We start from the raw sequence: 21,134 nt of genomic DNA, 5'->3' as shown, positions 1-21,134 counted from the left end.
CCGGCCAACAGATATGAACAGGGTTAGAGGCTGATGGAAAACAAGGTTAAAGACGCAGGCAAAGCCAAACTTGAAGTCGGCGGCAAAACGGTAGATCTGCCCGTTTATTCGGGCACGCATGGTCCCAATGTGATCGATATTCGCAAACTCTATGCTGAAACCGATCACTTCACGCTCGACCCAGGCTTCACCTCCACTGGCAGTTGCGAAAGCCAAATCACATTCATCGACGGCGACGAGGGCATCCTTCTACATCGCGGTTACCCTATCGAGCAGCTGGCCGAGAAGTCCAACTATATGGAACTCTGCTACCTGCTGCTGAACGGCGAGCTGCCGAATAAGCAACAATACGACGACTTCAACAAGCAGATCCGGAATCACACGCTGCTTCATACCCAGCAAGACCGCTTCTTTGACGGCTTCCGCCGTGACAGCCACCCGATGGCTATGCTGACGGGCGCTGTCGGCGGCATGGCATCGTTCTACCCCGGCGCCATGGGCAATGAAGATCCTGAAGAACGCCGCGTCAGCTCGATCCGCCTGGTCGCAAAGATGCCGACGATCGCTGCGCGCTGCATGAAATACAATGCCGGCCAGCGTTTCGTTGATCCGCTGAACCGTCTCTCCTACTCCGAGAACTTCCTCAATATGTGCTTCTCGGTCACCGCCGAGGATTATGAAGTAAATCCGGTTCTGGCGCGCGCCATGGATCGCTTCTTCATGCTGCACGCCGACCACGAGCAAAACGCATCGACCTCGACGGTTCGCCTTGTTGCGTCTTCCGGTGCACACCCCTTCGCAGCTATCGCTGCTGGCGTGTCGAGTCTCTGGGGACCGAGCCATGGCGGCGCCAACGAAGCGGCCCTACGCCAACTCCGCGAAATCGGCGACATCAGCAACGTTCCAGACTTCGTAAAGATGGCGAAGGACAAGTCCAGCGGCGTTCGCCTGATGGGCTTTGGCCACCGCGTCTACAAGAACTACGACCCGCGCGCAAAGGTGATGCAGAAAACCGCGTATGAGGTTCTCGACGCTCTCGACCTGCGTGACCATCCGCTGCTCAAGGTTGCCATGGAGCTGGAGCGGATCGCCCTGCAGGACGACTACTTCATCGCCAAGAAGCTCTACCCGAACGTCGACTTCTATTCAGGCATCATCCTAGAAGCCATGGGCTTCCCGACCTCCATGTTCACGGTGCTGTTCGCCGTCGCACGGACCGTCGGCTGGGTGTCCCAGCTCAACGAGATGCTTGACGATCCGACGCAGAAGATCGGCCGTCCGCGCCAGATCTACACGGGCGCAGCTATGCGGGACTACAAACCACTGACCGAGCGCTAAGCTTCGGAAAACTCTTCCAGAATAGCCCCGGCCGCGAGTACCGCTGCCGGGGTTTCTTCTTTTTGGAGCCGCAGAAGCGCGTTCGCCTGCAGCGCACGCTGGTTCGCCAATGCGCCGGGCTCTTTCAGCCAGCGGACAGCCTGTGCGGCGATGAGCGCCGCGTCTTGCTTAGTTTGAACAAACTCCGGCGCGATTTCCTGATCATCGTTCAGGATATTCAGAAGCGTAATGTGTTTCTTCTTATACAAGAGTCCGCGCGCGAGCGCCCAGGTGATCCATCCCGTCTTGTAAGCGACGATCATGGGAGTTTCCTGAATTGCCACTTCGCTGGTGACAGTACCGGAGCATGCCATCACGATGTCTGCGCCAGCCATGGCATCAAAGCGCCCTTCTCCGTTACCCAGCACAACAAACTCATTCCGCACGTTCGGGAATGATTGGAAGAAAAGATCTGATACACTCTCCGCAGGCTGAACAAAAAGCCTCGTGGCCGGCAGCGACTTTTTCACGCTCAAGGCAGCGTCGATCAGTGATGGCGCTACGCGCTCGATCTCACTGCGGCGGCTGCCGGGAAGAACCAGAATGGCTTTATCATCTTCCAGAAGTCCATTATGACGCCGAAATTCCTCCCTGTTCCCTTTCCCGCCTCGTGACAGAGCCGGATTCCCAATGACCGTCGTTTTCAAGCCAAAGGGCGCATAATAGTCCACCTCAATATCGTGCATGCAAAGCAGGTGGTCGACTGTTGCTGCCAGGGTCTTGGCGCGCCCCGGCCGAGTTGCCCACACTTGAGGACCAATCAACTTTACCAGCCGAACATGTGGTGCGCGAGCGCGAACGCGCTGCGCGACGCGCAGCATAAACCCCCAAGAGTCCACAAGCACCACAACTTTTGGCTCTGATGCAATGATTGCGTCGGCCGCGGCATCTGCCAGCTTGACCACATCGCCATAAGCCTTGATCCCCTCAAGAAATCCGAGGACGGACAGAGGGGCAATATCAATTGGTGACGCGATACCAATTGAGGCCAACTCCTGACCACCGATACCACTAACTTCCAAGTGCGGTCGATCTCGCAGGATAACCTGAATAACTTCTTTTGCCAGAAGATCGCCGGACGCTTCTGCTGCAACAAAATAAATGTCAGCCATATTCAGGGAGCACCGAGTTCTGGTGAAAAGCCGAAGATGAAAACACCAAGCTCGTTTGCCCTTTCTTCCATCGCATTTCGATTCAACATCAGCGCGCCGCCTGCTTCAATTGCGATGCCGGCGAGGCCTGCCTCTGCCGCAAGTTCGACCGTGGACACCCCAGTCGTCGGCAGATCAATCCTACGTTCTTGAACGGGTTTGGGTCGCTTGACCAAGACGCCGCGACGATCATCGGAGGTTCCACGAATGGTCGTCGGCAGGCCGGCACACCGGCGAAGCATCTCATCAGTGCCTTCCTGCGCTTCAACGGCGAGCACCAGACCATCGCATACGACGCATCCTTGACCTATGTCCAATGTGCCAGTGGCAGCAGCGACGCGGGCAGCGACTTCGATGTCATGCAGAGCGGACGCGCTGGGCGCCGGGCCTGCGATCAACCCGCCCGGCGCGAGCAATTGTTGATGCGCCGCCTGGCTGCCGACCACCGTAAAGCCGTTCTTTTCAAACTCATTCACCAGCACACGGAGCAAAGCGTCATCACCCTTGCGAGCTTCCGCAATTACTTTCGGCAAAAGAGCAATCCCACGGAAATCAAGTTTCAGATTTTTGAAATCCGGTCGGCTGACATTGCCAGCAAAAACGACTTCTTTGCATCCTGCAGTCTTCAAACGATCGATGACGGCGCCAATCTCACCCAGACCAACGATGCTGCCAGGGTAATCTTTCAGCTTAGGCTCTTCAAAACCTTTTAGCCGCAGAATATAAACGCCCTGCCCCGTGGCAACCGCATTCTCGGCGATGGCCACCGGCAGCTCTCCAAGACCAGCGATCAGACCGAGGGGCGCGCTCATCGGGCTCAAGCCGGCTTGCAAATTGGACGATCACCACCTTCGAGGATGAAGTTGATCATTTCCATTGCAAGTTTCTTGTCCGCAAAATTTTGTGCCGCTTTGGCCAGACGATCCTTGAACAGACCTTCGCCTTCGAACACAGCTTTGAAGGCCGACCTGATCTCGTGAAGGTCCGACTTGCTGAAGCCGCGACGCTTCAGTCCAACAGTGTTAAGGCCGGCAAGCTTGGCGTGATTACCCACGACGGAGCCAAATGGGATCACGTCCTCGACGACGATTGCCCCACCGCCGATGAAGGCGTTGCGCCCGATACGGCTGAACTGATGCACGGCAGCCAAGCCACCGAACCAGACATTGTCGCCAACTTCGATATGCCCGGCGAGCGAGACATTGTTCGCCATCACCACATTGTCGCCGATTACACAGTCGTGCGCGATGTGCGCACCGATCATGATGAAGCAGGATGTGCCCACCTTGGTCAAACCGCCATGCTTCGGGCTGCCGGTGTGTGCCGTAGCGTACTCCCGGAACACGCTTCCTGCGCCGATTTCGAGGCGCGAATCCGCCGTCTCTCGGACGCCGAGCACTTGTGGGCCGCAACCCAGAACCGCATGAGGATAAAGAATGCAGTTTTCACCCAGCCTGGTGTTGCCAGTGACAGATGCGTGAGAAATCAGCTCTGTTCCTGCGCCCAGCTCCGCCATAGCCCCTACGTGACAGAACGGGCCTATGCGCACGCCATCATGCAACACGGCGCCTTTTTCGACGACAGCGGTGGCGTGTACCTCTACACTCATTACTCAGACTTTCTGACGACAGACGGGCGATCCAACCATCAACCGCTTTTCTTCGGATTTGTCTGTTTCTGCAACCAGGCGACTTCACGCATCCATTGGCGTATCGGTTTGGCAGGCGTGCCGCCCCAGGTTTCGCCGGCATCAACATCGCGGAACAGACCGGCAGATGCAGCCAAACTGACCCGCTCCCCGACCTTGACGTGATCAGCAATACCCACGCGCCCGCCAAGCATTGAGCCGTCCCCGACGCGCACAGACCCAGAAATCCCACCGAAAGCGGCGACGATGACGCCCCTGCCCAACACCACATTGTGGGCAATTTGGCAAAGATTATCGATCTTCGTCCGCTCACCGATGATGGTATCTTCAAACATTCCGCGGTCGATGCAGGTGTTCGCACCGATCGTTACATTGTCCTGAATAATAACCCTGCCGAAATGCGGCGCATCTTCTGCGCCTGAGGGACCGACAAGGACACCAAAGCCGGTTTCGCCGATCCTCGCCCCCGCCAGCACCGTGACATTGTCGCCAACCAAGGCGCAGTAAATAGACGCGGCTGCTCCAATGTGGGTATTTCGGCCAATCTGTACGCCCGGACCTATTATGGCGTTTGCACCGATGACCGAACCTTCGCCGACCGCGGCGCCCGGACCGACAATCGCACCAGGTTGAACCACAGCATTCGAATGGATCTGAGCGTGCTCTGACACACGTTCTGCTCCACTGGGCAGCAAATGCCGTGGACGGAACATAGCTTTGGCGACAATGCCATGTGCGTGCCTCGGAAACGGCGTTTCGAGAATGGCAACGCCTTCCGGCGCGTACACACGCGTAGCAGCATTAACAAATACGGCAGACAGGTTTGAACTGAGTTCCGGCGTCGACTTCCCGTCACCATCCACAAACGCAATTTCAGCGGCCATCGCGTTGGCCGCTGAAGCAACGCCGGTGATGCTTTTCGAACCATCACCGAAGAGTGTAGCGCCGGTGCTGCCGGCAATCTCTTCCAGCGTTAAAGCCCCCAAGGGCGCATAGAAGCGAGTGTCGACAGTCACTGGCTGGCCCCCGATCAGTTACCGCCCTGTGGGGCAGCAGCAGGCAACTTCTGACGCGTCACGGCAATTGCCGGCGTCTTTGCGTCCAGCTTGGTGATGATCGCAGACGACGCGTCAACCGTATCCGCAGAGAAAACGGCCTGGCTCTTGAGCAGGACAACCTGCGCACCTTTCTCACGAATGACCTCCATAAGCACCGGCTCAAGCGCTTTGTTGAAATCAACAATCGCCTTCTCTTCAGTCATAGAAAATTCGCGAGCTGCGATGGCCCGTTTTTGGTTGAAGTCGTTGCTTTTTTTCTGAAAAGCACCGAGCTGGCTCACGAGCGCCGTGTCGGCCGCAATTGCCTCACGTGTCTTGCCTTCAAGCTTGGGCTGAAGAGCTTTCGCTTCATCCTCCAGAGACTTCCGGGTGGGCTCCAACTCATTGTTGATCTGAGTCTCGATGTTCTGGAGCTTTTTCTGGATGTCCTTGCCCGCCTTGCTGTCGCGAAGGATTTGCATGTCATCAATTACCATCACAGTAGTACCCTGCGCTTGCGCAGGCTGGAGGGATGTGACCGATGCAGTCGCCGCGAAAAGCACAGCAGCTGCAAGAGCTTTGAAGATAGACATTTGTTTGCGTCCTACTCTGGGGCTGGCGATATCAGAATCGCGTTGAAGTCGAGAACCGGAAGGTTTCGGTTCGGTCGTAATCCTCTCTGCGGAGGATCTGAGAGAAGTCAAAGCGGATGGGGCCAAAAGGCGAATCCCAGAACACGCTGATACCGGCTGAAGCACGAAGCGAGAGCGCATCTTTGGTATAGCGAGCCACTCCGTATCCGCCATATCCAAGCGGCGCTCCATCATTCAGAATGATTGTGCTGCCCTTATCGCCATCCTCAAGAAGGCCGAGCGAGCCAACATCCACGAACAGAGCGCTCTTGATGCCATATTCTTCTGGAATGAAGTTCGGTACCGTCAGCTCAAAGGTGCCCTGATAGTAAGCATTGCCGCCCAGCGAATTCAGGCGCTGAGTTGCGATGACTTCGCCCGTCGCCGGATCCACAATCTTCTGAATTTCGCGGGGGCCAAGGCCGGCCACATCGAAACCGCGGAATGTGCTTCCACCCCGGAAGAAGCGATTGTTGATGCGAACACCCTGATCATCATCCAGAGGGACAATAATGCCGCCTGAGAAGTTTGCGCTCGCTACCATATCGCGCCAAATGCCGCGATAGAAAGAAGCGTTAGATTCCGTCCGGATATACTTCACGTCTCCGCCAATACCGGCCAGATCCTGACTGAAACGGAAATTGAAACCCCGAGTAGGCGTGATCGGATCGTTGGTTTGATCCCAGAAGAAATCATAACCGACAATGCTTGAGATATCCGCACGCTCGGAACGACAGATGGTATTGCGCAGCAGATAGGCGGGATCGCAGATATCTACTACTGACTGCCCTGGCCCTTCATCGCCCGGCTGTGGAGCGCGATAAACATCGTCAGTCACATCGTTTGGCGTATCCTGCCCCGCGATCTGGACAATCCGAGTGACGAACATCCCATTAGAGTCGATGATAATATTCTGGTCCGAAATTTTCACATCATCCGACTGGAGACGATAGCGGACGCCAACCTGCATACGGTCCGTCAACGGAAATGCCATCCGTATGCCGCCGCCAAGGGTATCGCTCGTGAAGCCCGTATACTCTTCGAAGTCCTGCTTCGTTGCGAATATATCTACGCCGGCAGAAAGGTTCCGATCCAGGAAGCGTGGCTCCGTGAAACGGAGGTCCACAACCTGCTGGCGGCTGGACAAGGAAGTCCGCGCCACGACGGATTGCCCACGCCCCCGCAGATTGCGTTGAGAAGCGCTGAGGTCAAACAAATATGCATCGACGGATGAGAAGCCGGCAGCGAAAGACAGCTCGCCAGTGGACTGCTCCGTGACTTTAATGTCGACGATCGTGCGGTCGGGCTGTTCGCTAGGCGATTCAACCACTTCAACGTCCTTGAAGAATCCTAACGCGCGCACCCTATTGCGTGAGCGATCAAGAAGGATCCTGTTAAAGGCGTCCCCTTCCGACAGCCGAAGCTCCCGGCGTATAACGCGATCCAGGGTCTGCGTGTTTCCCACGATATTCACGCGTTCGATATAAACACGTGGCCCTTCGTCTAGAGCAAACGTAATGTCGATACGACCGGTCTGATCATTGATTGTGATCTGTGGGCGGACGTCTACGAAGGCATAACCGGCGACGCCAGCCGCGTAGGTCAACGCGTCGATCGTCGTTTCAATTTGGCTACCACGGAAAAGCTCACCTTCCTGAATAGGCACCACAGCCTGCAGGACATTTGCATCAAGCTTTTCCAAAGCGGTCTCGACTTTGATAACGCCAAAGTCGTACTGCCTTCCTTCATCCACCGTATAGGTGATGTAGAAATCTTTTTGATCCGGCGTTAGCTCCGCGACTGCAGAAGTCACGCGGAAATCATAATACCCGTTGTTCTGATAGAACTCGCGCAGCTTCTCGCGGTCGTACTCAAGACGACTGGAGTCGTAATTGTCGTTAGAACTGAAAAAACGCCAAATGCGTGACTGCTTCGTCACGATCTCGCTACGCAGTCGCGAGTCGGAATAAACGTCGTTGCCGATAAAGTTGATCGAGCGAACGCCCGTTACCGGCCCTTCTGTGACTTCAAAAATCAGGTCCACGCGGTTCTGTTCAAGCGGTTTGTATTGCGGCTCAACTTTCGCCGCGAAGCGGCCAGAACGCCGGTACAGCTCCATGATACGCTGCACGTCCGACTGAACCCGTGCTGCCGTAAAGATGCCCCGCGGCGCGGCCTGAATTTCCTCGCGCAGTTTGTCGTCTTTAAGGGCACGATTACCCTCAAAGATAACGCGGTTAATGATCGGGTTCTCAACAACTTGAATGACGAGATCGCTGCCGCGGCGATCAATCGACACATCGGCAAACAAATTCGTCGCGAAGAGTGTCTTCAAAGAGAGGTCAATCCGATCAGGATCGAAAGGATCGCCCGGCTCTACCAACAAGTATGACTGAACCGTACGTGCTTCGATACGTTGGTTGCCCTCCACAACGATGGAGCGGATCGTGCCGCCATAGAGTGCATCCTCTTGCGCACTGGCCGCAAGGCCGAAGCCATTGGCCGCCAAGCCAATGGCACTTGTCGCAAGAATAGTGGCCGCGAGGAACTTACGCATTCTGGATATCACTCTCTTGTAACGAGCTGACCCGCGGTCAGCCACCTCCCCGTCCAAACAAGCCTGTTTCAAGCACATCTCCCCAGGTGATAACCACCACCATCAGCAGCAGCAAAAACACGCTAGCCCTCAAAGCGAAGGCCTCCACTTGGCTGGGTAACTTTGACCCAGTGAACGCTTCGTATGCATGAAACACCACACGGCCGCCATCAAGTACAGGCAGCGGCAGCAGGTTAAAGAAACCCACGCCGACAGATACGGCAGCGCAGACGCTGAGGAGCATCCAGAATAGCTGCTCGGTTTTCTGCCAAGCCGTGAGCTCCTGCTGTTCCATGATGCGGTTGACGACGCGCCGCGAAATATCCCCTACACCGACTGGACCGGACATCGCGTGCACTGACATATTCCCGGTCACGATGCGGCTAAGCATTTTAACCGTTTGGTCTATGGTTCGACCGGTCTGCGCCGTGCCAGCAACTACAGCACCAATCGGTCCATAACGCACCCGTTCGATAAATTTCGAATGCGCGAGCGAAAAGCCCGCAGTACTCTGCGGCACAACTTGCCCAAACTCGTTCGGACGCACAATTTCACGCGGCGTGACGGATAGCTCCATCAGAGCCTCACCCCGTTCGATCTGAAAATTCATCGCGCGATTTGGGCTAACGAGAATCAGCATCGTCGCGTCGCCGCCGCTTAGAATATTTCTTCCGTCGATTTGACGAATGATGTCGCCCGGCATCAAGCCGGCTTCTTTAGCAGGCATATCGTCAGCGACAGAAGTAACCAGCACCTCGTATTTGGGCGAGCCGAACACACCGAATGCGAGCGCGAACACCAAGGTCGCCAGCACAAAATTGGCGAAAGGTCCCGCAAGGCTCACCACGATTTTGGGAAACGGCTTTAGGTCGTCAAACGATTTGCCGATCACACTGGCATATTGATCATTGGCGTCGCGAGCAGACGCGGGCAGAAAGCTCACAAATCCACCGAGCGGCACCCAGTTGACCCGCCAGCGCGTTCCGCGTTTGTCGCGAATCTCGGCCATTGGCTTCCCAAAGCCGACTGCAAACGATTCAATGGCAACACCATAAAGCCGCGCGGCGAGATAGTGTCCGAACTCGTGAACGACGACCACGATGCCCATCATGAACACTAGGCAAATTATAAAGAGCGGCCCCTGGCTCAGAATCTGATCCATACGATCATCCTCCTGCCCGGCTATGGGCGCTGCTAAGCCAGTCGGACACAAGGAACCGTCCGTATCGGCTTAATTCTGCTATCTCTTCAAGCGTCTCGCATTTGCTAGAGGCAAAATTACCCGATGAAAAGCACTCCAATGCGGCTTCCACAGATTGGGGAATGTCCAAAAACCCGCATTTACCCGCGACAAAAGCGGATACCGCCGCTTCATTAGCGCAATTTAATATCACCCGCGCGCCCGGCCCCTCCTGCATGGCGCGGCGCGCAAGCGTTATTGAACGGAAGCGCGACTCGTCTACTGCAGCAAACTCCAGCCTACCGAGCGCCGCCAAATCAAGCCGATCAACTGCTGTAGTAACTCTTTCAGGCCACCCCAGGGCAAAGGAGATCGGCGTTTTCATATCCGGCGAGCCAAGCTGCGCGATAACCGACCCATCGGCAAAATGCGCCATTCCATGAATGATTGACTGAGGATGAACCAGAACCTCAATCTCGGACGCCGGAATGTCGAAGAGGACGGCCGCTTCGATGAACTCCAGCGCCTTGTTCATGAGAGTCGCGCTATCGATCGAATTCTTGATGCCCATCGACCAGACAGGATGCGCTGCTGCCTGAGCTGGCGTCGCGGTCGCCATCTGTTCCAAAGACCATTCCCGAAACGGCCCCCCTGACGCCGTAATTGTCAGGCGTTCGAGTTGTTTGCCATCACCGATGCACTGGAAAATAGCGCTATGCTCTGAATCCACAGGCAAAATACGCGCGCCTGACCGCTGCGCTTCGGCGAGCATCAAAGGTCCGCCGCAAACAATGCTTTCCTTGTTTGCAATCGCAATGTCATTGCCCGCGCGAATAGCTGACAAGGTAGATCCTAAGCCAGCCTCCCCAACGATGGCCGCTAAAAAACGATCGCATGGCCGTGCAGCGACTTCATTTAGGGCCGCGTCACCGGCGGCGATTTCAATGCCGGTGCCTGCCAACAGGTCTGACAGGTCTGACTTGAGTGTTTCATCAGCAATGACCGCGACATCCGGCTTCACCAGCCGGGCCTGCTCAGCAAGTCCCTCTATGTCCCGACCGGCAGCCAGAGCGGCAATCCTGAATGTGCCTTCAGCAAGCTCATTGGCGTGCTGGATGACCTCAATAGCTGAGCGCCCGATCGATCCTGTAGATCCGAATATGGATACACTCCGCGTCATGGACCATTAAAGTCCCAAAGATCCAGCGAAATCCGGAACGCAGTAAAGAGCGACCGCTCCAAAGACACTGACGGCGCCCAAACCATCCACCCGGTCCAATAGGCCGCCATGGCCGGGCAAAATTCGCCCGGAATCCTTGACCTTGAAACGACGCTTCAAACCGCTTTCGAACAAGTCACCCGCCTGCGCTACAATCGAAATGGCAATGCCACATGCAATCCAGGCGCCAAGTTGAGCGCCTTCGATTCCCGCAGCGAAGTAACCACATATGGCGCACGCTATGACAGCGCCAATTGCACCACTCCAAGTCTTGTTGGGGCTTTCCTTGGGTAAAAGCTTTGGCCCACCAACCGCCCTACCCGTGAAATACGCAGCGGCGTCCGATGCCCAGACAAAGGACATGAAATAAAGTGCAGCATTCCGGCCTTCCCAAGGCCCCTCCCGAAGCAAATAAAGCCCAGCAACCATGCTGAAAACGTAAAGGACGCCGAATCCTGCAACCAGCCGGGATTTAAAGCCGTTGCGCGCACCGGAAACTGCTAGGGCGAACGCAGTCGTTCCGATCAATAGGGTAATATGGTAATCACCAAACGGGAATGACGCGGCAAAAGCGCCCCCCAGAAGCGCGAGCAATTTGCCATTGGGTGCAGCGCTCATTGCGCACCATTCAAGTATCATTATGCCTGCAAAAACCGCGCAGGCAGCCGCCAACCAACCGCCGCCCATCCAAACCGCGCCCAAGGCCATCGGAATAAGCAGCAGTGCGGACGCCAATCGGACGGGAAGTTCAGAAAACCGCCTCTCGGCAGGCGTCCAGTCACCCATCAGCCAGCTCCTGGCGCGACAGCACCATAGCGCCGTTCGCGCTCTGCATAACGGCGCAACGCCTCCTCAAGGTGTGCCTTGCCAAAATCTGGCCAGAGCACGTCAAAAAACAAAAGCTCCGAATAAGCCGCCTGCCAAAGGAGGAAATTGCTAATGCGGAATTCACCGCTCGTCCGGATCAGGAGATCGGGATCAGGAATTCCGTGCGTATCAAGATATTCCTGGAAGCCCGCTTCAGTGATCTGCTCGTCCCGAACGCCCGCCTTCACATCCCGAGCGTACGCTTGGGCGGCGCGCAAGATTTCGTCCCTGGCACCATAGTTGAACGCAATGGTCAGGTTGAATTTGTGGTTCTCGCGTGTCTCAGCCTCGGATTTCTGTACCAGCTCGGCGACATCTGGCGGCAAGCCATCCCGCACACCGATTACGCGGATTCGGACCCCCTCATTCTTAAGGCGCGCAAGGTCCCGCTGAACATACGCTTTTAACAGACCGAACAGCATGTTCACTTCTGACGCCGGCCTGCGCCAGTTTTCTGTCGAGAAGGAAAAGACGGTCAAGTATTCTATGCCAAGGTCACCGGCAGCTTCTACCGTCCTGCGGAGCGCTTCAACGCCCCGCTCGTGGCCTGCAGTGCGCGGTAGGCTGCGGGATGTCGCCCAGCGACCATTCCCATCCATGATTATCGCAACATGGCGGGGGGCAGCAGGCTGAGGGCCTGCTGGCACCAAGTCAGAAGGGACGGCCGCCCGCACCATTAAACCTGCATGATCTCCGCTTCTTTGGCTTTCAGCGCCTCATCGACGCGCTTCACATACAGATCAGTCACCTTCTGAACTTCTTCGGAGAGGCCGCGATGCGAATCTTCGCTGATCTCCCCGTCCTTCTCTGCCTTCTTCAACGCGTCCATTCCGTCGCGGCGAACGTTGCGGACCGCCACGCGCGCGGCTTCTGCATACTTGCCAGCAATCTTGGTCAGCTCGACGCGGCGCTCTTCGTTCAGCGGCGGGATCGGTATCCGGAGGTTCTGGCCATCCATCACCGGGTTCAGCCCGAGCCCGGACTCACGGATCGCACGATCGACGGCGCCAACGACCGTCTTGTCCCAGACGTTCACGGACAGCATTCGCGTATCCGTTACGGTTACAGACGCGACCTGGTTCAGCGGAACGACACCACCATACGCCGACACCTGAATCGTATCGAGCAGATTGACCGAAGCGCGGCCAGTACGAAGCCCAGCGAACTCTGATGCCAAAGACGCGAGTGCACCTTCCATCCGCCGCTCGAGATCCTGCTTGCTATAGCTCATGGGTTGTCTGCTCCCTTGTTGCTAATCGTCGTAGATGTGCCACGTCCGTAAAGGACATTCAGCAGTGATCCTTCCTCTTTCAGCGAGAAAACGACGATCGGAATGTTATTGTCGCGCATTAGGCTTACTGCGGAAGAATCCATAACGCGGAGATCTTTTGCGAGAAGCTCTTGGTAGGCCACCTGATTATAGCGCGTCGCTGTTGAGTCGAGCTTGGGATCGGCGGTGTAGACGCCATCGACCTGCGTGCCCTTCAGCAGGGCATCACAATTCATCTCGATCGCGCGAAGCGCTGCGCCAGTGTCCGTAGTAAAGAACGGATTGCCAATCCCGGCAGCGAAGATAACCACGCGCCCTTTTTCCATATGCCGCTGCGCCCGGCGGCGAATGTAAGGCTCACAGATCGCATCCATATTGATAGCGGATTGAACCCGCGTCGGCACACCAAGGCTTTCAAGGACGCTCTGCATCGCCAGGGCGTTCATTACTGTTGCGAGCATGCCCATGGAGTCGGCCTGCGCTCTCTCCATGCCTTTGGCAGCGCCTGCGACACCGCGGAATATATTCCCACCGCCGATCACCAGGCAGATTTCGGCACCAGCTTCACGTGCACCCGCGATGGCCTTGGCGAACTTCTCGCACGTCGGGATATCGATTCCGAATTGACCGCTTCCCATGAGCGCTTCGCCGGACAGTTTCAGCAAAACGCGGCGGTATTTCAAATTGCTAGTTTCAGGCTCGCCGGACGGCATACGAACACCCCAATCCCTTGTATTCTGAGCGCTGGATAAAATAATCCCGGCCACTCCAAAGGGGCAGCCGGGATTGTTCAAAGCCCCTCACGGGCGGAAAGGCAAGCCCGATCAGGCGCCTTTTGTGAGAGCGGCAACCTCGTCGGCGAAGTTATCCGCAGCTTTCTCAACGCCTTCGCCGAGCTTGTAGTGCACAAAGCCTTTCAGCGTAGCACCTTGCTCTTTCAGGAATTCACCAACCGTCTTGTCGGAGTCCATGATGAAGGGCTGCTCAACAAGGACAACTTCCTTGTAGAACTTCTGCATCCGGCCAACGATCATCTTTTCGATCACGGCGTCCGGTTTACCGCTTTCACGGGCCTGTTCGGTGAGAACGCGCTTCTCCGATTCGATCAGCGTGGGGTCCAGCTCATCCGTGGTAGCGGCTGCCGGCGACGTTGCAGCAATGTGCATCGCAACCTTGCGACCGGCATCTTCCAGGTCGCCCGAGCCTTCCAGCGCGACGAGAACGCCGACTTTACCCATGCCGGGGCCAGCTGCGTTGTGCACATAAGCGGCCACAGCGCCTTCAGCCGTCAGCTTGGCTGCACGGCGGAGGGTCATGTTTTCACCAATCGTTGCGATCATGCGCTTGATCAGGTCGTCCACAGTGCCTTCACCATCCGGGGAGGCAGTGCCCGAAACAGCAGCAACAGAACCATCGGTAGACAGCGCCGCGTCCACGATGCCAACCAGCGACTTCTGGAAGATCTCGTTGCGAGCAACAAAGTCCGTTTCAGCGTTCAGCTCAACGATGGCTCCAGACTTACCGTCGGCAGAAACCTTGACGGCAACGAGGCCTTCAGCAGCAGCACGATCAGACTTTTTAGCGGCTTTCGAAAGCCCCTTTGCGCGGAGCCATTCGATAGCAGCAGCTTGATCACCATCGTTTTCGACGAGCGCTTTCTTTGCGTCCATCATTCCTGCGCCGGTTTTTTCGCGCAGTTCTTTCACAAGTGCAGCAGTAATCTCAGCCATGAGATTGTTCCTTCATCTTGAGTTAGCCGGGCGGGCTATCAGGCTTCGCCCGCAGCTTCTTCATCAGCGATTTTGACATCGGCTTCGGCCAGTGCCGCCACGTCGGCAGAAGCACCGAGGTCCACACCGAGGCCGGCTGTGGACTCCGCCAGACCGTCCAGAACGGCATCAGCAAAGAGGTTGCAGTACAGCGAAATCGCACGTGCCGCATCGTCGTTGCCCGGGAAGCCGTAGTCGGCATCGGCCGGATCGCAGTTCGTGTCGAGCACAGCAACGACAGGAATACCGAGCTTGCGAGCTTCTTGGACCGCAATGGCTTCTTTGTTCGTGTCGATCACGATGATCGCAGACGGCAGGCCGCCCATGTCGGCGATACCGCCGAGGGACTTCTGGAGCTTTTCACGGCGGCGCTGAAGGTCCAGCAGCTCTTTTTTCGTGAGGCCCGAACCGCCGCCGCTTTCGAACATCGAGTTGAGTTCGCGCAGTTGCTTGATCGAGTTGGAAACGGTCGACCAGTTGGTCAGCGTGCCGCCGAGCCAGCGGTGGTTCATGTAGTATTGCGCGCAGCGTTGAGCCGCTTCTGCAACCGGGTCCTGGGCCTGACGCTTGGTGCCTACGAAAAGGATACGGCCGCCTTTGGCGACGGTGTCACGCACAAAAACCAGCGCTTGGTGCAGCGACGGAACGGTGTGCGAAAGGTCCATGATGTGGATGCCGGAACGCTCGCCGTAGATGTACGGCTTCATGCGGGGGTTCCAGCGGTGGGTCTGGTGACCAAAGTGAACACCAGCTTCGAGCAGCTGACGCATCGAGAAGTCAGGAAGGGCCATCGATTTTCTCCATCCGGTTGGCCGTCGCAGGGGGAACTACGGGAAATCCCGTCGCACCGGATGCACCCGCGACATGGTTTAGAATGCGCGCCGTATACCCAATTCGGGCGGAACAGCAAGCCCCAAAACGCTGTAGTTTCAGGCAGCTTCGCGTAGGTCCACCTTTTCCACGCCCGGAATTTCCTTCAAAGCCCGCTGCGCGCGCAGGCCTATCGTATAAGTCTGCGGCAAGCGCATCATGACAAGCCGGCCATCCGGAAGGATCATTTCGACGTAGATGACTCCGCGTTCCCCATCTGTAACCTGCTCCAGACGGTGAACGACGCCCGCCAGGTCGGCCGGGTTAGCATCTGGCCCGAGCCGCACCATCAGCGAATTGGAAGGCTTCGACAGGCGGGCAGCCTCTAGCTCCACCGCCCGGTCCAGGTTCAGACGCAACTCTTCACCATTAATTTTGGCGGAAACGGTGATCGCGACAGCCCTTCCCGGCTGAAGCAGGTCACCATATTGCTGAAGCCCCTCATTGAAGACCATCATCTCCAGTTCACCAGTCGGATCGGAGATAGTCAAAAATGCGAACTTTCCGCCGTTCCGGCTGGGTTTGTCGTTTCTGGAGCGAACAATGCCGATCATTTCGAGCGGCTTCCCATCCGCCGCCCGGTCCTGCACTTCCATTGCCAGTGTCACGCGATCACGATCAATGGCTGTAAGGACGTCATCAAGCGGGTGTCCGGAGAAGTAGAAGCCTATCGACTTGAACTCCTCATCGAGCTTTTGCTGCCCCGTCCAAGGTTTGGCAGCGGGAAATTCCGGCCGCAAAGCGGGTTCGGCCTCGCCAAAAAGCCCCCCCTGCCCACCATTCCGATCTTCAGCCTGGCTCACGCAATACTGTGCAATCAGCGGGACTGCGCCAAACACTCGGGCCCGATTGCTTTCAAGGTGATCGAGCGCGCCTGACCTCGCGAGAGATTCCAGGGCCTTTTTATTGACGTGCTTGGGATCCACACGTTCAGCCAGGTCATACAGATCTTTGAAGCGACCGTTTTCAGCCCGAATGCCAACGACATGGCGCATGGCTTCGATGCCCACGCCCTTGATCGCGCCGAGGGCGTAGACGATCCCCTGATCATTCACATCGAAATCGGATTCCGAATTGTTGATATCTGGAGCGAGCACCGGAATGTGGAGGCGTTTGGCCTCCTGGAAGAAAGCCGCCAGTTTATCGGTGTTACCGATATCAAGGCTCATGGAGGCCGCCAGGAACTCCTTGGGATAATGACATTTCAGGAAGCCGGTATGGTAGCCAATCAGCGCGTAAGCGGCCGCGTGTGACTTGTTGAAGCCATAGCCGGCAAACTTTTCCATCGTGTCGAAGATCTCGTTGGCGAGATTGTCTTTCATGCCCTTATTAGCCGCAGCGCCTTCAACGAAGCGTTTGCGCTGCGCGATCATTTCTTCAAGTTTCTTCTTACCCATTGCGCGACGCAACAGGTCGGCTTCCCCAAGCGAATAGCCGGCAATCTCCTGCGCCATCCTCATAACCTGCTCCTGATACACAGGAACGCCGTAGGTCGCCTCAAGGACCGGCTTCAGATCCGGATGCTGATACCGGACGGACGCCGGATCTTCCTTGCCCTGAACATAGACCGGGATGTTCTCCATTGGGCCGGGGCGATAAAGCGAGATGATAGCAATCAGGTCTTCGATGTTGTTCGGGCGAACACGCCGAAGCGTATCGCGCATACCCGCGCCCTCGAGCTGGAACACGCCGAGCGTCTCGCCACTCGCCATCAATTCGAATGTCTCAGGATCATCCATGCTCCGCCAAGCTGGCCCAACGTCTTTGCCATCGCGTCGAATGAAATTCAGCGCGCGGTCAATCACCGTAAGAGTCTTGAGCCCCAGGAAGTCGAACTTCACGAGGCCCGCCATTTCGGCGTACTTCATGTTAAATTGAGTTGCCGGAAGATCAGCACGCGGATCGTTGTAAAGCGGCACGAGTTCGACAAGTGGCCGGTCTCCAATCACCACGCCAGCGGCGTGTGTGCCCGCATTCCGGTACATTCCTTCGAGGGCGCGCGCTGTGTCGATCAATTCGCCGACACGAGGGTCAGCAGCGATCTCTTCGTCAAACTTTGGTTCAGCTGCTATCGCCTCATCAAGCGTCGGCGGCTTGGCCGGATTGAATGGGATCAGTTTCGCGAGCCTGTCCACCTGACCATAGGGCATCTGCATCACACGGCCCACATCGCGAACCACAGCTTTCGCCTGCAGCGTGCCGAACGTGATGATCATTGCAACGCTATCGGCGCCGTACTTTTCCCGCACATAGCGGATCACTTCGCCGCGCCGCTCCTGACAGAAGTCGACGTCGAAGTCTGGCATCGAAACACGTTCGGGATTGAGAAACCGCTCAAAAAGCAGATCAAACCGGAGCGGATCGAGATCCGTGATCAGCAATACCCAAGCAACGAGCGATCCAGCGCCGGATCCCCGGCCCGGCCCCACCGGAATCCCGTTTTCCTTTGCCCATTTGATAAAGTCGGAGACGATCAGGAAGTAGCCCGGAAAGCCCATCCGTTCGATGATACTGAGCTCGTAATCCAGTCGCTCGATATATTTTTCCCGATCTGCATAAAGACGGTCTGCTTCCGCCATGCGCTGCTCCAGGCCCTGTCTAGCCTGGTACGCCAATTCTTCGGCTTCTGATCGCCCTTCTTTGCTGAAGTTCGGCAAGATTGGTTTTCTGGTCTCGGCGCGCACAGCACAACGAGTGGCAACCTCCTGCGTGTTGGCGATTGCCTCCGGCAGATCATCAAACAGCGCGACCATTTCGTCGGCGCTTTTTAGGTATTGATCGGGTTCCACGCGCTTGCGGTCATCCTGCCCCAGATATTGACCATTCGCGATGCACATCATGGCATCATGCGCCGTCACATCGTCTGGCTTCATAAAACGCGCATCGTGGGTCGCAATCAGCGGAAGCTCGAGATCATAAGCCAGTTCAATCAAGCCTGGCTCGACCTTGATTTCGTCCTGCGTGCCGTGCCGAGTTACCTCGACATAGCACCGTCCAGGATACGCCGCGGCCAATGTCGATAGCTCAGTCCGCGCATCGGCCATCCGGCCTTTGAGTATGTGTCGTGCGATCTCGCCCTGCGCGCCCCCGGTAAATAGGATGAGACCTTCCGTGTTCTCCAGGATGTGCTTCTTGTGAAGGCGCGGGACACCATCGTCGGCCTCCAGATACGCACTGGAAGACAGGAACATCAGCCGCTTGTAGCCGACTTCATTCTGCGCATAGACCGAGAGACGAAACGGCTCGCTTTTCGGGGTGCCGTCCGTCACATCGAAGCAGCAGGCCATGATCGGCTGGATGCCATAGTCCGACAGCTTGGTGGAAAGCTCCAGTGCGCCAAACAGGCAATTGCGGTCGGTCACCGCAAGCGCCGGCATTTCATGCTGCTTGCACCATTTTGCCAGATCACTGGGCGTGATCATGCTTTCAAGCAGCGAATAGCTGGATCTGACGGCGAGATGGATGAATACTGTTTGTGACACGCGGAAGCCCTCTTCGGCGCAGATCATCTCACCGAATCAGCAAACCCGGAAGCCGGAGCCATCAGCTGTCCACAAGCCGTTACTCGGCGTACTCGACCAGCTTGCCGTCTTTGAGTGTCAGAACGCGGTCCATGTGACGCGTGAGCGCCAGATTGTGGGTTGCAACAAGCACACCAGCCCCCTCTTCGCGCACCATTTTGATAAGCGTTCCGAAGACCCTTTCAGTGGTCGCGGGATCCAGATTGCCCGTTGGCTCATCCGCAATCACAAGACGCGGATCGTTTGCAAGCGCCCGCGCGATGGCAACACGTTGCTGCTCGCCGCCGGAAAGTTGGCCAGGCTGGTGAAATGCACGGTCTTCCAGCCCCATTTCTCCCAGCAGCCGCGACGCCTTTTCGCGCGCAGCCTTTTTCTTCATGCCGGCGATCATGAGCGGCATGGCGATGTTGTCGATCGCATTGAACTCGGGAAGCAGGTGATGGAATTGGTAGACGAAGCCGATTTTCTTACGGCGAATACTCGTTCGTCCGTTGTCGTTCTGCTTCATGCAGTCGATACCATCCAAAAGGATGGTGCCGGATTCCGGGCGCTCCAAAAGGCCCGCGGTATGCAGCAACGTCGATTTGCCCGAACCCGACGGCCCGACGAGCCCAACGAGTTCGCCTGCGGCGACCGTCAGGTCGGTGCCGCGCAAAACATGAAGATCAACTGCAGTGGTGCGGTAGGTTCGCTCAATTCCCCGAAGTTCCAATACCGGTGCCATCACTCGAACCTCAAAGCTTTGACCGGATCCTGTGAAGAGGCCCACATGGCAGGGATCAGAGAGACAAACATAGACATAAACAATGCATAAGCGCCGGTGCTGATCACATCCGCCCAATCCAGGATCGCGGGCAAATGGTCGAGGCCGTACTGCTCTGCAGGAAAAACCTCGCCATCGATCACAAAATTGATCAGGCCCTCGATGGGCTCAATGTTCAGGATAAACAGAACACCAACGGCCATGCCGAGAAGCGCCCCAAGTGATCCGAGAACCGTTCCGACCATCAGGAACACGCGCATCACGCCTCCCCTGCTGAGGCCAATCGTGCGCAGAATAGCAACATCGCGGGTTTTATTCTTCACCAGCATGACAACACCAACGATAATGTTCAGTGTCGCAATCATCATGATGATGGTAACAAGCAGCCTGACCATCACACGCTCGGTTCTCAGCGCGCCGAGGTAGGTTCTGTTCTTGGTTTTCCAATCGCGCATCAGCAGGCTATAGCCCGTCGCTTCGGCGATGCGCTGCATGGCAATTTCGGTCATGTCGGGATCTTTCACTCGTATATCGAGATTCTGATACCTGCCCTTGGATTGGAAGAGGATCTGCGCCTGCTCCATCGGCATAAAGACATATACATTGTCGAGCTGAGCCGATCCCGTCCGGAATATGTCTCCGACAACATACGACTTGCTAATGGGCGTCTGACCAATTGGACCAGAGCGCATCTGTGAGGTAACGACCTCGACACTGTCGCCGGGCTCCAGCCCCAGGTTGGCGGCGAGATACTGACCGATCATGATGATGTTGCCGCCATTGCGGCCTTCGCCAAAACCGGCAGCCAGTGCCGCCTGTCCACCATCCTTCAGGATCGGCATGGTCGCCAGATCAGCGGGCGGAATGGCGCGAACGATGCCCCCTGTCCGGACGCCGTTTGCCGAAAGCAGGACGAATTGCTCAATATACGGAGAAACGCTGACAACATCGGGGGTTTCCGCGATGATCTTTGCGATCGCTTGCGCCTCATCCTGCGGAATACCATCCACCGCTGCAGCGATGTGCGGTTCACCACCAAGCAGCGCATCCAGCAAGGTCGCTCGAAATCCGCTCATGATCGACATGGTGATGATCAGTGCGGCAACCGCAAAGAAAATGCCGATGAAGGAAATCACAGCGATGAGGCTAGCGCCCCCATGCTCTCGCCGCGCGCGAAGGTAACGCCAGGCCAGCGTTCGCTCCAGCTTTCCAAACGGAGTAGCCGAGGGAGTTG

18 protein-coding genes are annotated in these 21,134 nt (G+C 56.7%); 1 reads left to right on the top strand and 17 read right to left on the bottom strand.

What is annotated here, in order from left to right; genetic code table 11:
* Positions 1-33: 33 nt before the first annotated feature.
* A complete protein-coding gene (gene gltA / locus K1X12_RS11805) occupies positions 34-1,338 on the top strand; it encodes a citrate synthase (RefSeq protein ID WP_220987774.1) in 1,305 nt (434 codons plus the stop codon).
* Here the strand turns inward: gltA and K1X12_RS11800 are convergent.
* The 17 genes from K1X12_RS11800 to K1X12_RS11720 form a co-directional block, all read right to left on the bottom strand.
* A complete protein-coding gene (locus K1X12_RS11800) occupies positions 1,335-2,489 on the bottom strand; it encodes a lipid-A-disaccharide synthase (RefSeq protein ID WP_225907961.1) in 1,155 nt (384 codons plus the stop codon). The genes gltA and K1X12_RS11800 overlap by 4 nt on opposite strands.
* Positions 2,490-2,491: 2 nt before the next feature.
* Entirely contained in the window at positions 2,492-3,340 is an 849-nt protein-coding gene (locus K1X12_RS11795) for an LpxI family protein (protein WP_220987773.1), read from the bottom strand.
* A gap of 5 nt (positions 3,341-3,345) precedes the next feature.
* Positions 3,346-4,137, bottom strand: a complete 792-nt coding sequence (gene lpxA, locus K1X12_RS11790) for an acyl-ACP--UDP-N-acetylglucosamine O-acyltransferase (RefSeq protein ID WP_220987772.1) — start codon at positions 4,135-4,137, stop codon at positions 3,346-3,348.
* A 38-nt stretch (positions 4,138-4,175) separates the two neighbouring features.
* Positions 4,176-5,192, bottom strand: a complete 1,017-nt coding sequence (gene lpxD, locus K1X12_RS11785) for a UDP-3-O-(3-hydroxymyristoyl)glucosamine N-acyltransferase (RefSeq protein WP_220987771.1) — start codon at positions 5,190-5,192, stop codon at positions 4,176-4,178.
* Between the two features lie 14 nt (positions 5,193-5,206).
* Positions 5,207-5,806, bottom strand: a complete 600-nt coding sequence (locus K1X12_RS11780) for an OmpH/Skp family outer membrane protein (protein ID WP_220987770.1) — start codon at positions 5,804-5,806, stop codon at positions 5,207-5,209.
* A 31-nt stretch (positions 5,807-5,837) separates the two neighbouring features.
* On the bottom strand, positions 5,838-8,402 hold the full coding sequence (gene bamA / locus K1X12_RS11775; RefSeq protein ID WP_220987769.1) for an outer membrane protein assembly factor BamA: 2,565 nt from the start codon (positions 8,400-8,402) through the stop codon (positions 5,838-5,840).
* 37 nt (positions 8,403-8,439) lie between these two features.
* Entirely contained in the window at positions 8,440-9,603 is a 1,164-nt protein-coding gene (locus tag K1X12_RS11770; RefSeq protein WP_220987768.1) for a M50 family metallopeptidase, read from the bottom strand.
* A gap of 4 nt (positions 9,604-9,607) precedes the next feature.
* Complete coding sequence (gene dxr, locus K1X12_RS11765; RefSeq protein ID WP_220987767.1) at positions 9,608-10,801, bottom strand: 1-deoxy-D-xylulose-5-phosphate reductoisomerase; 1,194 nt, start codon at positions 10,799-10,801, stop codon at positions 9,608-9,610.
* A gap of 6 nt (positions 10,802-10,807) precedes the next feature.
* Complete coding sequence (locus K1X12_RS11760; protein WP_220987766.1) at positions 10,808-11,626, bottom strand: phosphatidate cytidylyltransferase; 819 nt, start codon at positions 11,624-11,626, stop codon at positions 10,808-10,810.
* The gene (locus tag K1X12_RS11755; RefSeq protein ID WP_220987765.1) at positions 11,626-12,384 is read right to left on the bottom strand and encodes an isoprenyl transferase; all 759 of its coding nucleotides are present in this window, start codon (positions 12,382-12,384) and stop codon (positions 11,626-11,628) included. The genes K1X12_RS11760 and K1X12_RS11755 overlap by 1 nt, the downstream gene beginning before the upstream one ends.
* Positions 12,384-12,938 carry a ribosome recycling factor gene (gene frr / locus K1X12_RS11750; RefSeq protein ID WP_220987764.1) on the bottom strand — a complete coding sequence of 185 codons (555 nt, stop codon included), beginning with the start codon at positions 12,936-12,938 and terminating at the stop codon, positions 12,384-12,386. Before frr ends, K1X12_RS11755 begins: the two co-directional genes overlap by 1 nt.
* Entirely contained in the window at positions 12,935-13,690 is a 756-nt protein-coding gene (pyrH, locus tag K1X12_RS11745; protein WP_220987763.1) for a UMP kinase, read from the bottom strand. The genes frr and pyrH overlap by 4 nt, the downstream gene beginning before the upstream one ends.
* 111 nt (positions 13,691-13,801) lie before the next feature.
* Positions 13,802-14,707, bottom strand: coding sequence for a translation elongation factor Ts (gene tsf / locus K1X12_RS11740; protein WP_220987762.1), 906 nt, complete (start codon positions 14,705-14,707; stop codon positions 13,802-13,804).
* Between the two features lie 38 nt (positions 14,708-14,745).
* Positions 14,746-15,537, bottom strand: a complete 792-nt coding sequence (gene rpsB / locus K1X12_RS11735) for a 30S ribosomal protein S2 (RefSeq protein WP_220987761.1) — start codon at positions 15,535-15,537, stop codon at positions 14,746-14,748.
* Positions 15,538-15,675: 138 nt separating this feature from the next.
* On the bottom strand, positions 15,676-19,125 hold the full coding sequence (dnaE, locus tag K1X12_RS11730) for a DNA polymerase III subunit alpha (protein WP_225907960.1): 3,450 nt from the start codon (positions 19,123-19,125) through the stop codon (positions 15,676-15,678).
* A 52-nt stretch (positions 19,126-19,177) separates the two neighbouring features.
* The gene (locus K1X12_RS11725) at positions 19,178-19,864 is read right to left on the bottom strand and encodes an ABC transporter ATP-binding protein (protein ID WP_220987760.1); all 687 of its coding nucleotides are present in this window, start codon (positions 19,862-19,864) and stop codon (positions 19,178-19,180) included.
* Entirely contained in the window at positions 19,861-21,036 is a 1,176-nt protein-coding gene (locus tag K1X12_RS11720) for an ABC transporter permease (RefSeq protein WP_369426113.1), read from the bottom strand. Before K1X12_RS11720 ends, K1X12_RS11725 begins: the two co-directional genes overlap by 4 nt.
* Between the last annotated feature and the right edge of the window lie 98 nt (positions 21,037-21,134).

The organism is Hyphomonas sediminis (assembly GCF_019679475.1).
GTDB classification, from domain to species: Bacteria; Pseudomonadota; Alphaproteobacteria; order Caulobacterales; family Hyphomonadaceae; genus Hyphomonas; species Hyphomonas sediminis.
Note: the sequence above shows the minus strand (reverse complement) of the source record. Positions and strands in the feature narration are given on the sequence as shown.

Coding starts and splice junctions, on each gene's coding strand:
- gltA (WP_220987774.1), top strand. CDS start 34: ATGGAAAACAAGGTTAAAGACGCAGGCAAAGCCAAACTTGAAGTCGGC.
- K1X12_RS11800 (WP_225907961.1), bottom strand. CDS start 2,489: ATGGCTGACATTTATTTTGTTGCAGCAGAAGCGTCCGGCGATCTTCTG.
- K1X12_RS11795 (WP_220987773.1), bottom strand. CDS start 3,340: ATGAGCGCGCCCCTCGGTCTGATCGCTGGTCTTGGAGAGCTGCCGGTG.
- lpxA (WP_220987772.1), bottom strand. CDS start 4,137: ATGAGTGTAGAGGTACACGCCACCGCTGTCGTCGAAAAAGGCGCCGTG.
- K1X12_RS11780 (WP_220987770.1), bottom strand. CDS start 5,806: ATGTCTATCTTCAAAGCTCTTGCAGCTGCTGTGCTTTTCGCGGCGACT.
- bamA (WP_220987769.1), bottom strand. CDS start 8,402: ATGCGTAAGTTCCTCGCGGCCACTATTCTTGCGACAAGTGCCATTGGC.
- K1X12_RS11770 (WP_220987768.1), bottom strand. CDS start 9,603: ATGGATCAGATTCTGAGCCAGGGGCCGCTCTTTATAATTTGCCTAGTG.
- dxr (WP_220987767.1), bottom strand. CDS start 10,801: ATGACGCGGAGTGTATCCATATTCGGATCTACAGGATCGATCGGGCGC.
- K1X12_RS11760 (WP_220987766.1), bottom strand. CDS start 11,626: ATGGGTGACTGGACGCCTGCCGAGAGGCGGTTTTCTGAACTTCCCGTC.
- K1X12_RS11755 (WP_220987765.1), bottom strand. CDS start 12,384: ATGGTGCGGGCGGCCGTCCCTTCTGACTTGGTGCCAGCAGGCCCTCAG.
- frr (WP_220987764.1), bottom strand. CDS start 12,938: ATGAGCTATAGCAAGCAGGATCTCGAGCGGCGGATGGAAGGTGCACTC.
- pyrH (WP_220987763.1), bottom strand. CDS start 13,690: ATGCCGTCCGGCGAGCCTGAAACTAGCAATTTGAAATACCGCCGCGTT.
- tsf (WP_220987762.1), bottom strand. CDS start 14,707: ATGGCTGAGATTACTGCTGCACTTGTGAAAGAACTGCGCGAAAAAACC.
- rpsB (WP_220987761.1), bottom strand. CDS start 15,537: ATGGCCCTTCCTGACTTCTCGATGCGTCAGCTGCTCGAAGCTGGTGTT.
- dnaE (WP_225907960.1), bottom strand. CDS start 19,125: ATGATCTGCGCCGAAGAGGGCTTCCGCGTGTCACAAACAGTATTCATC.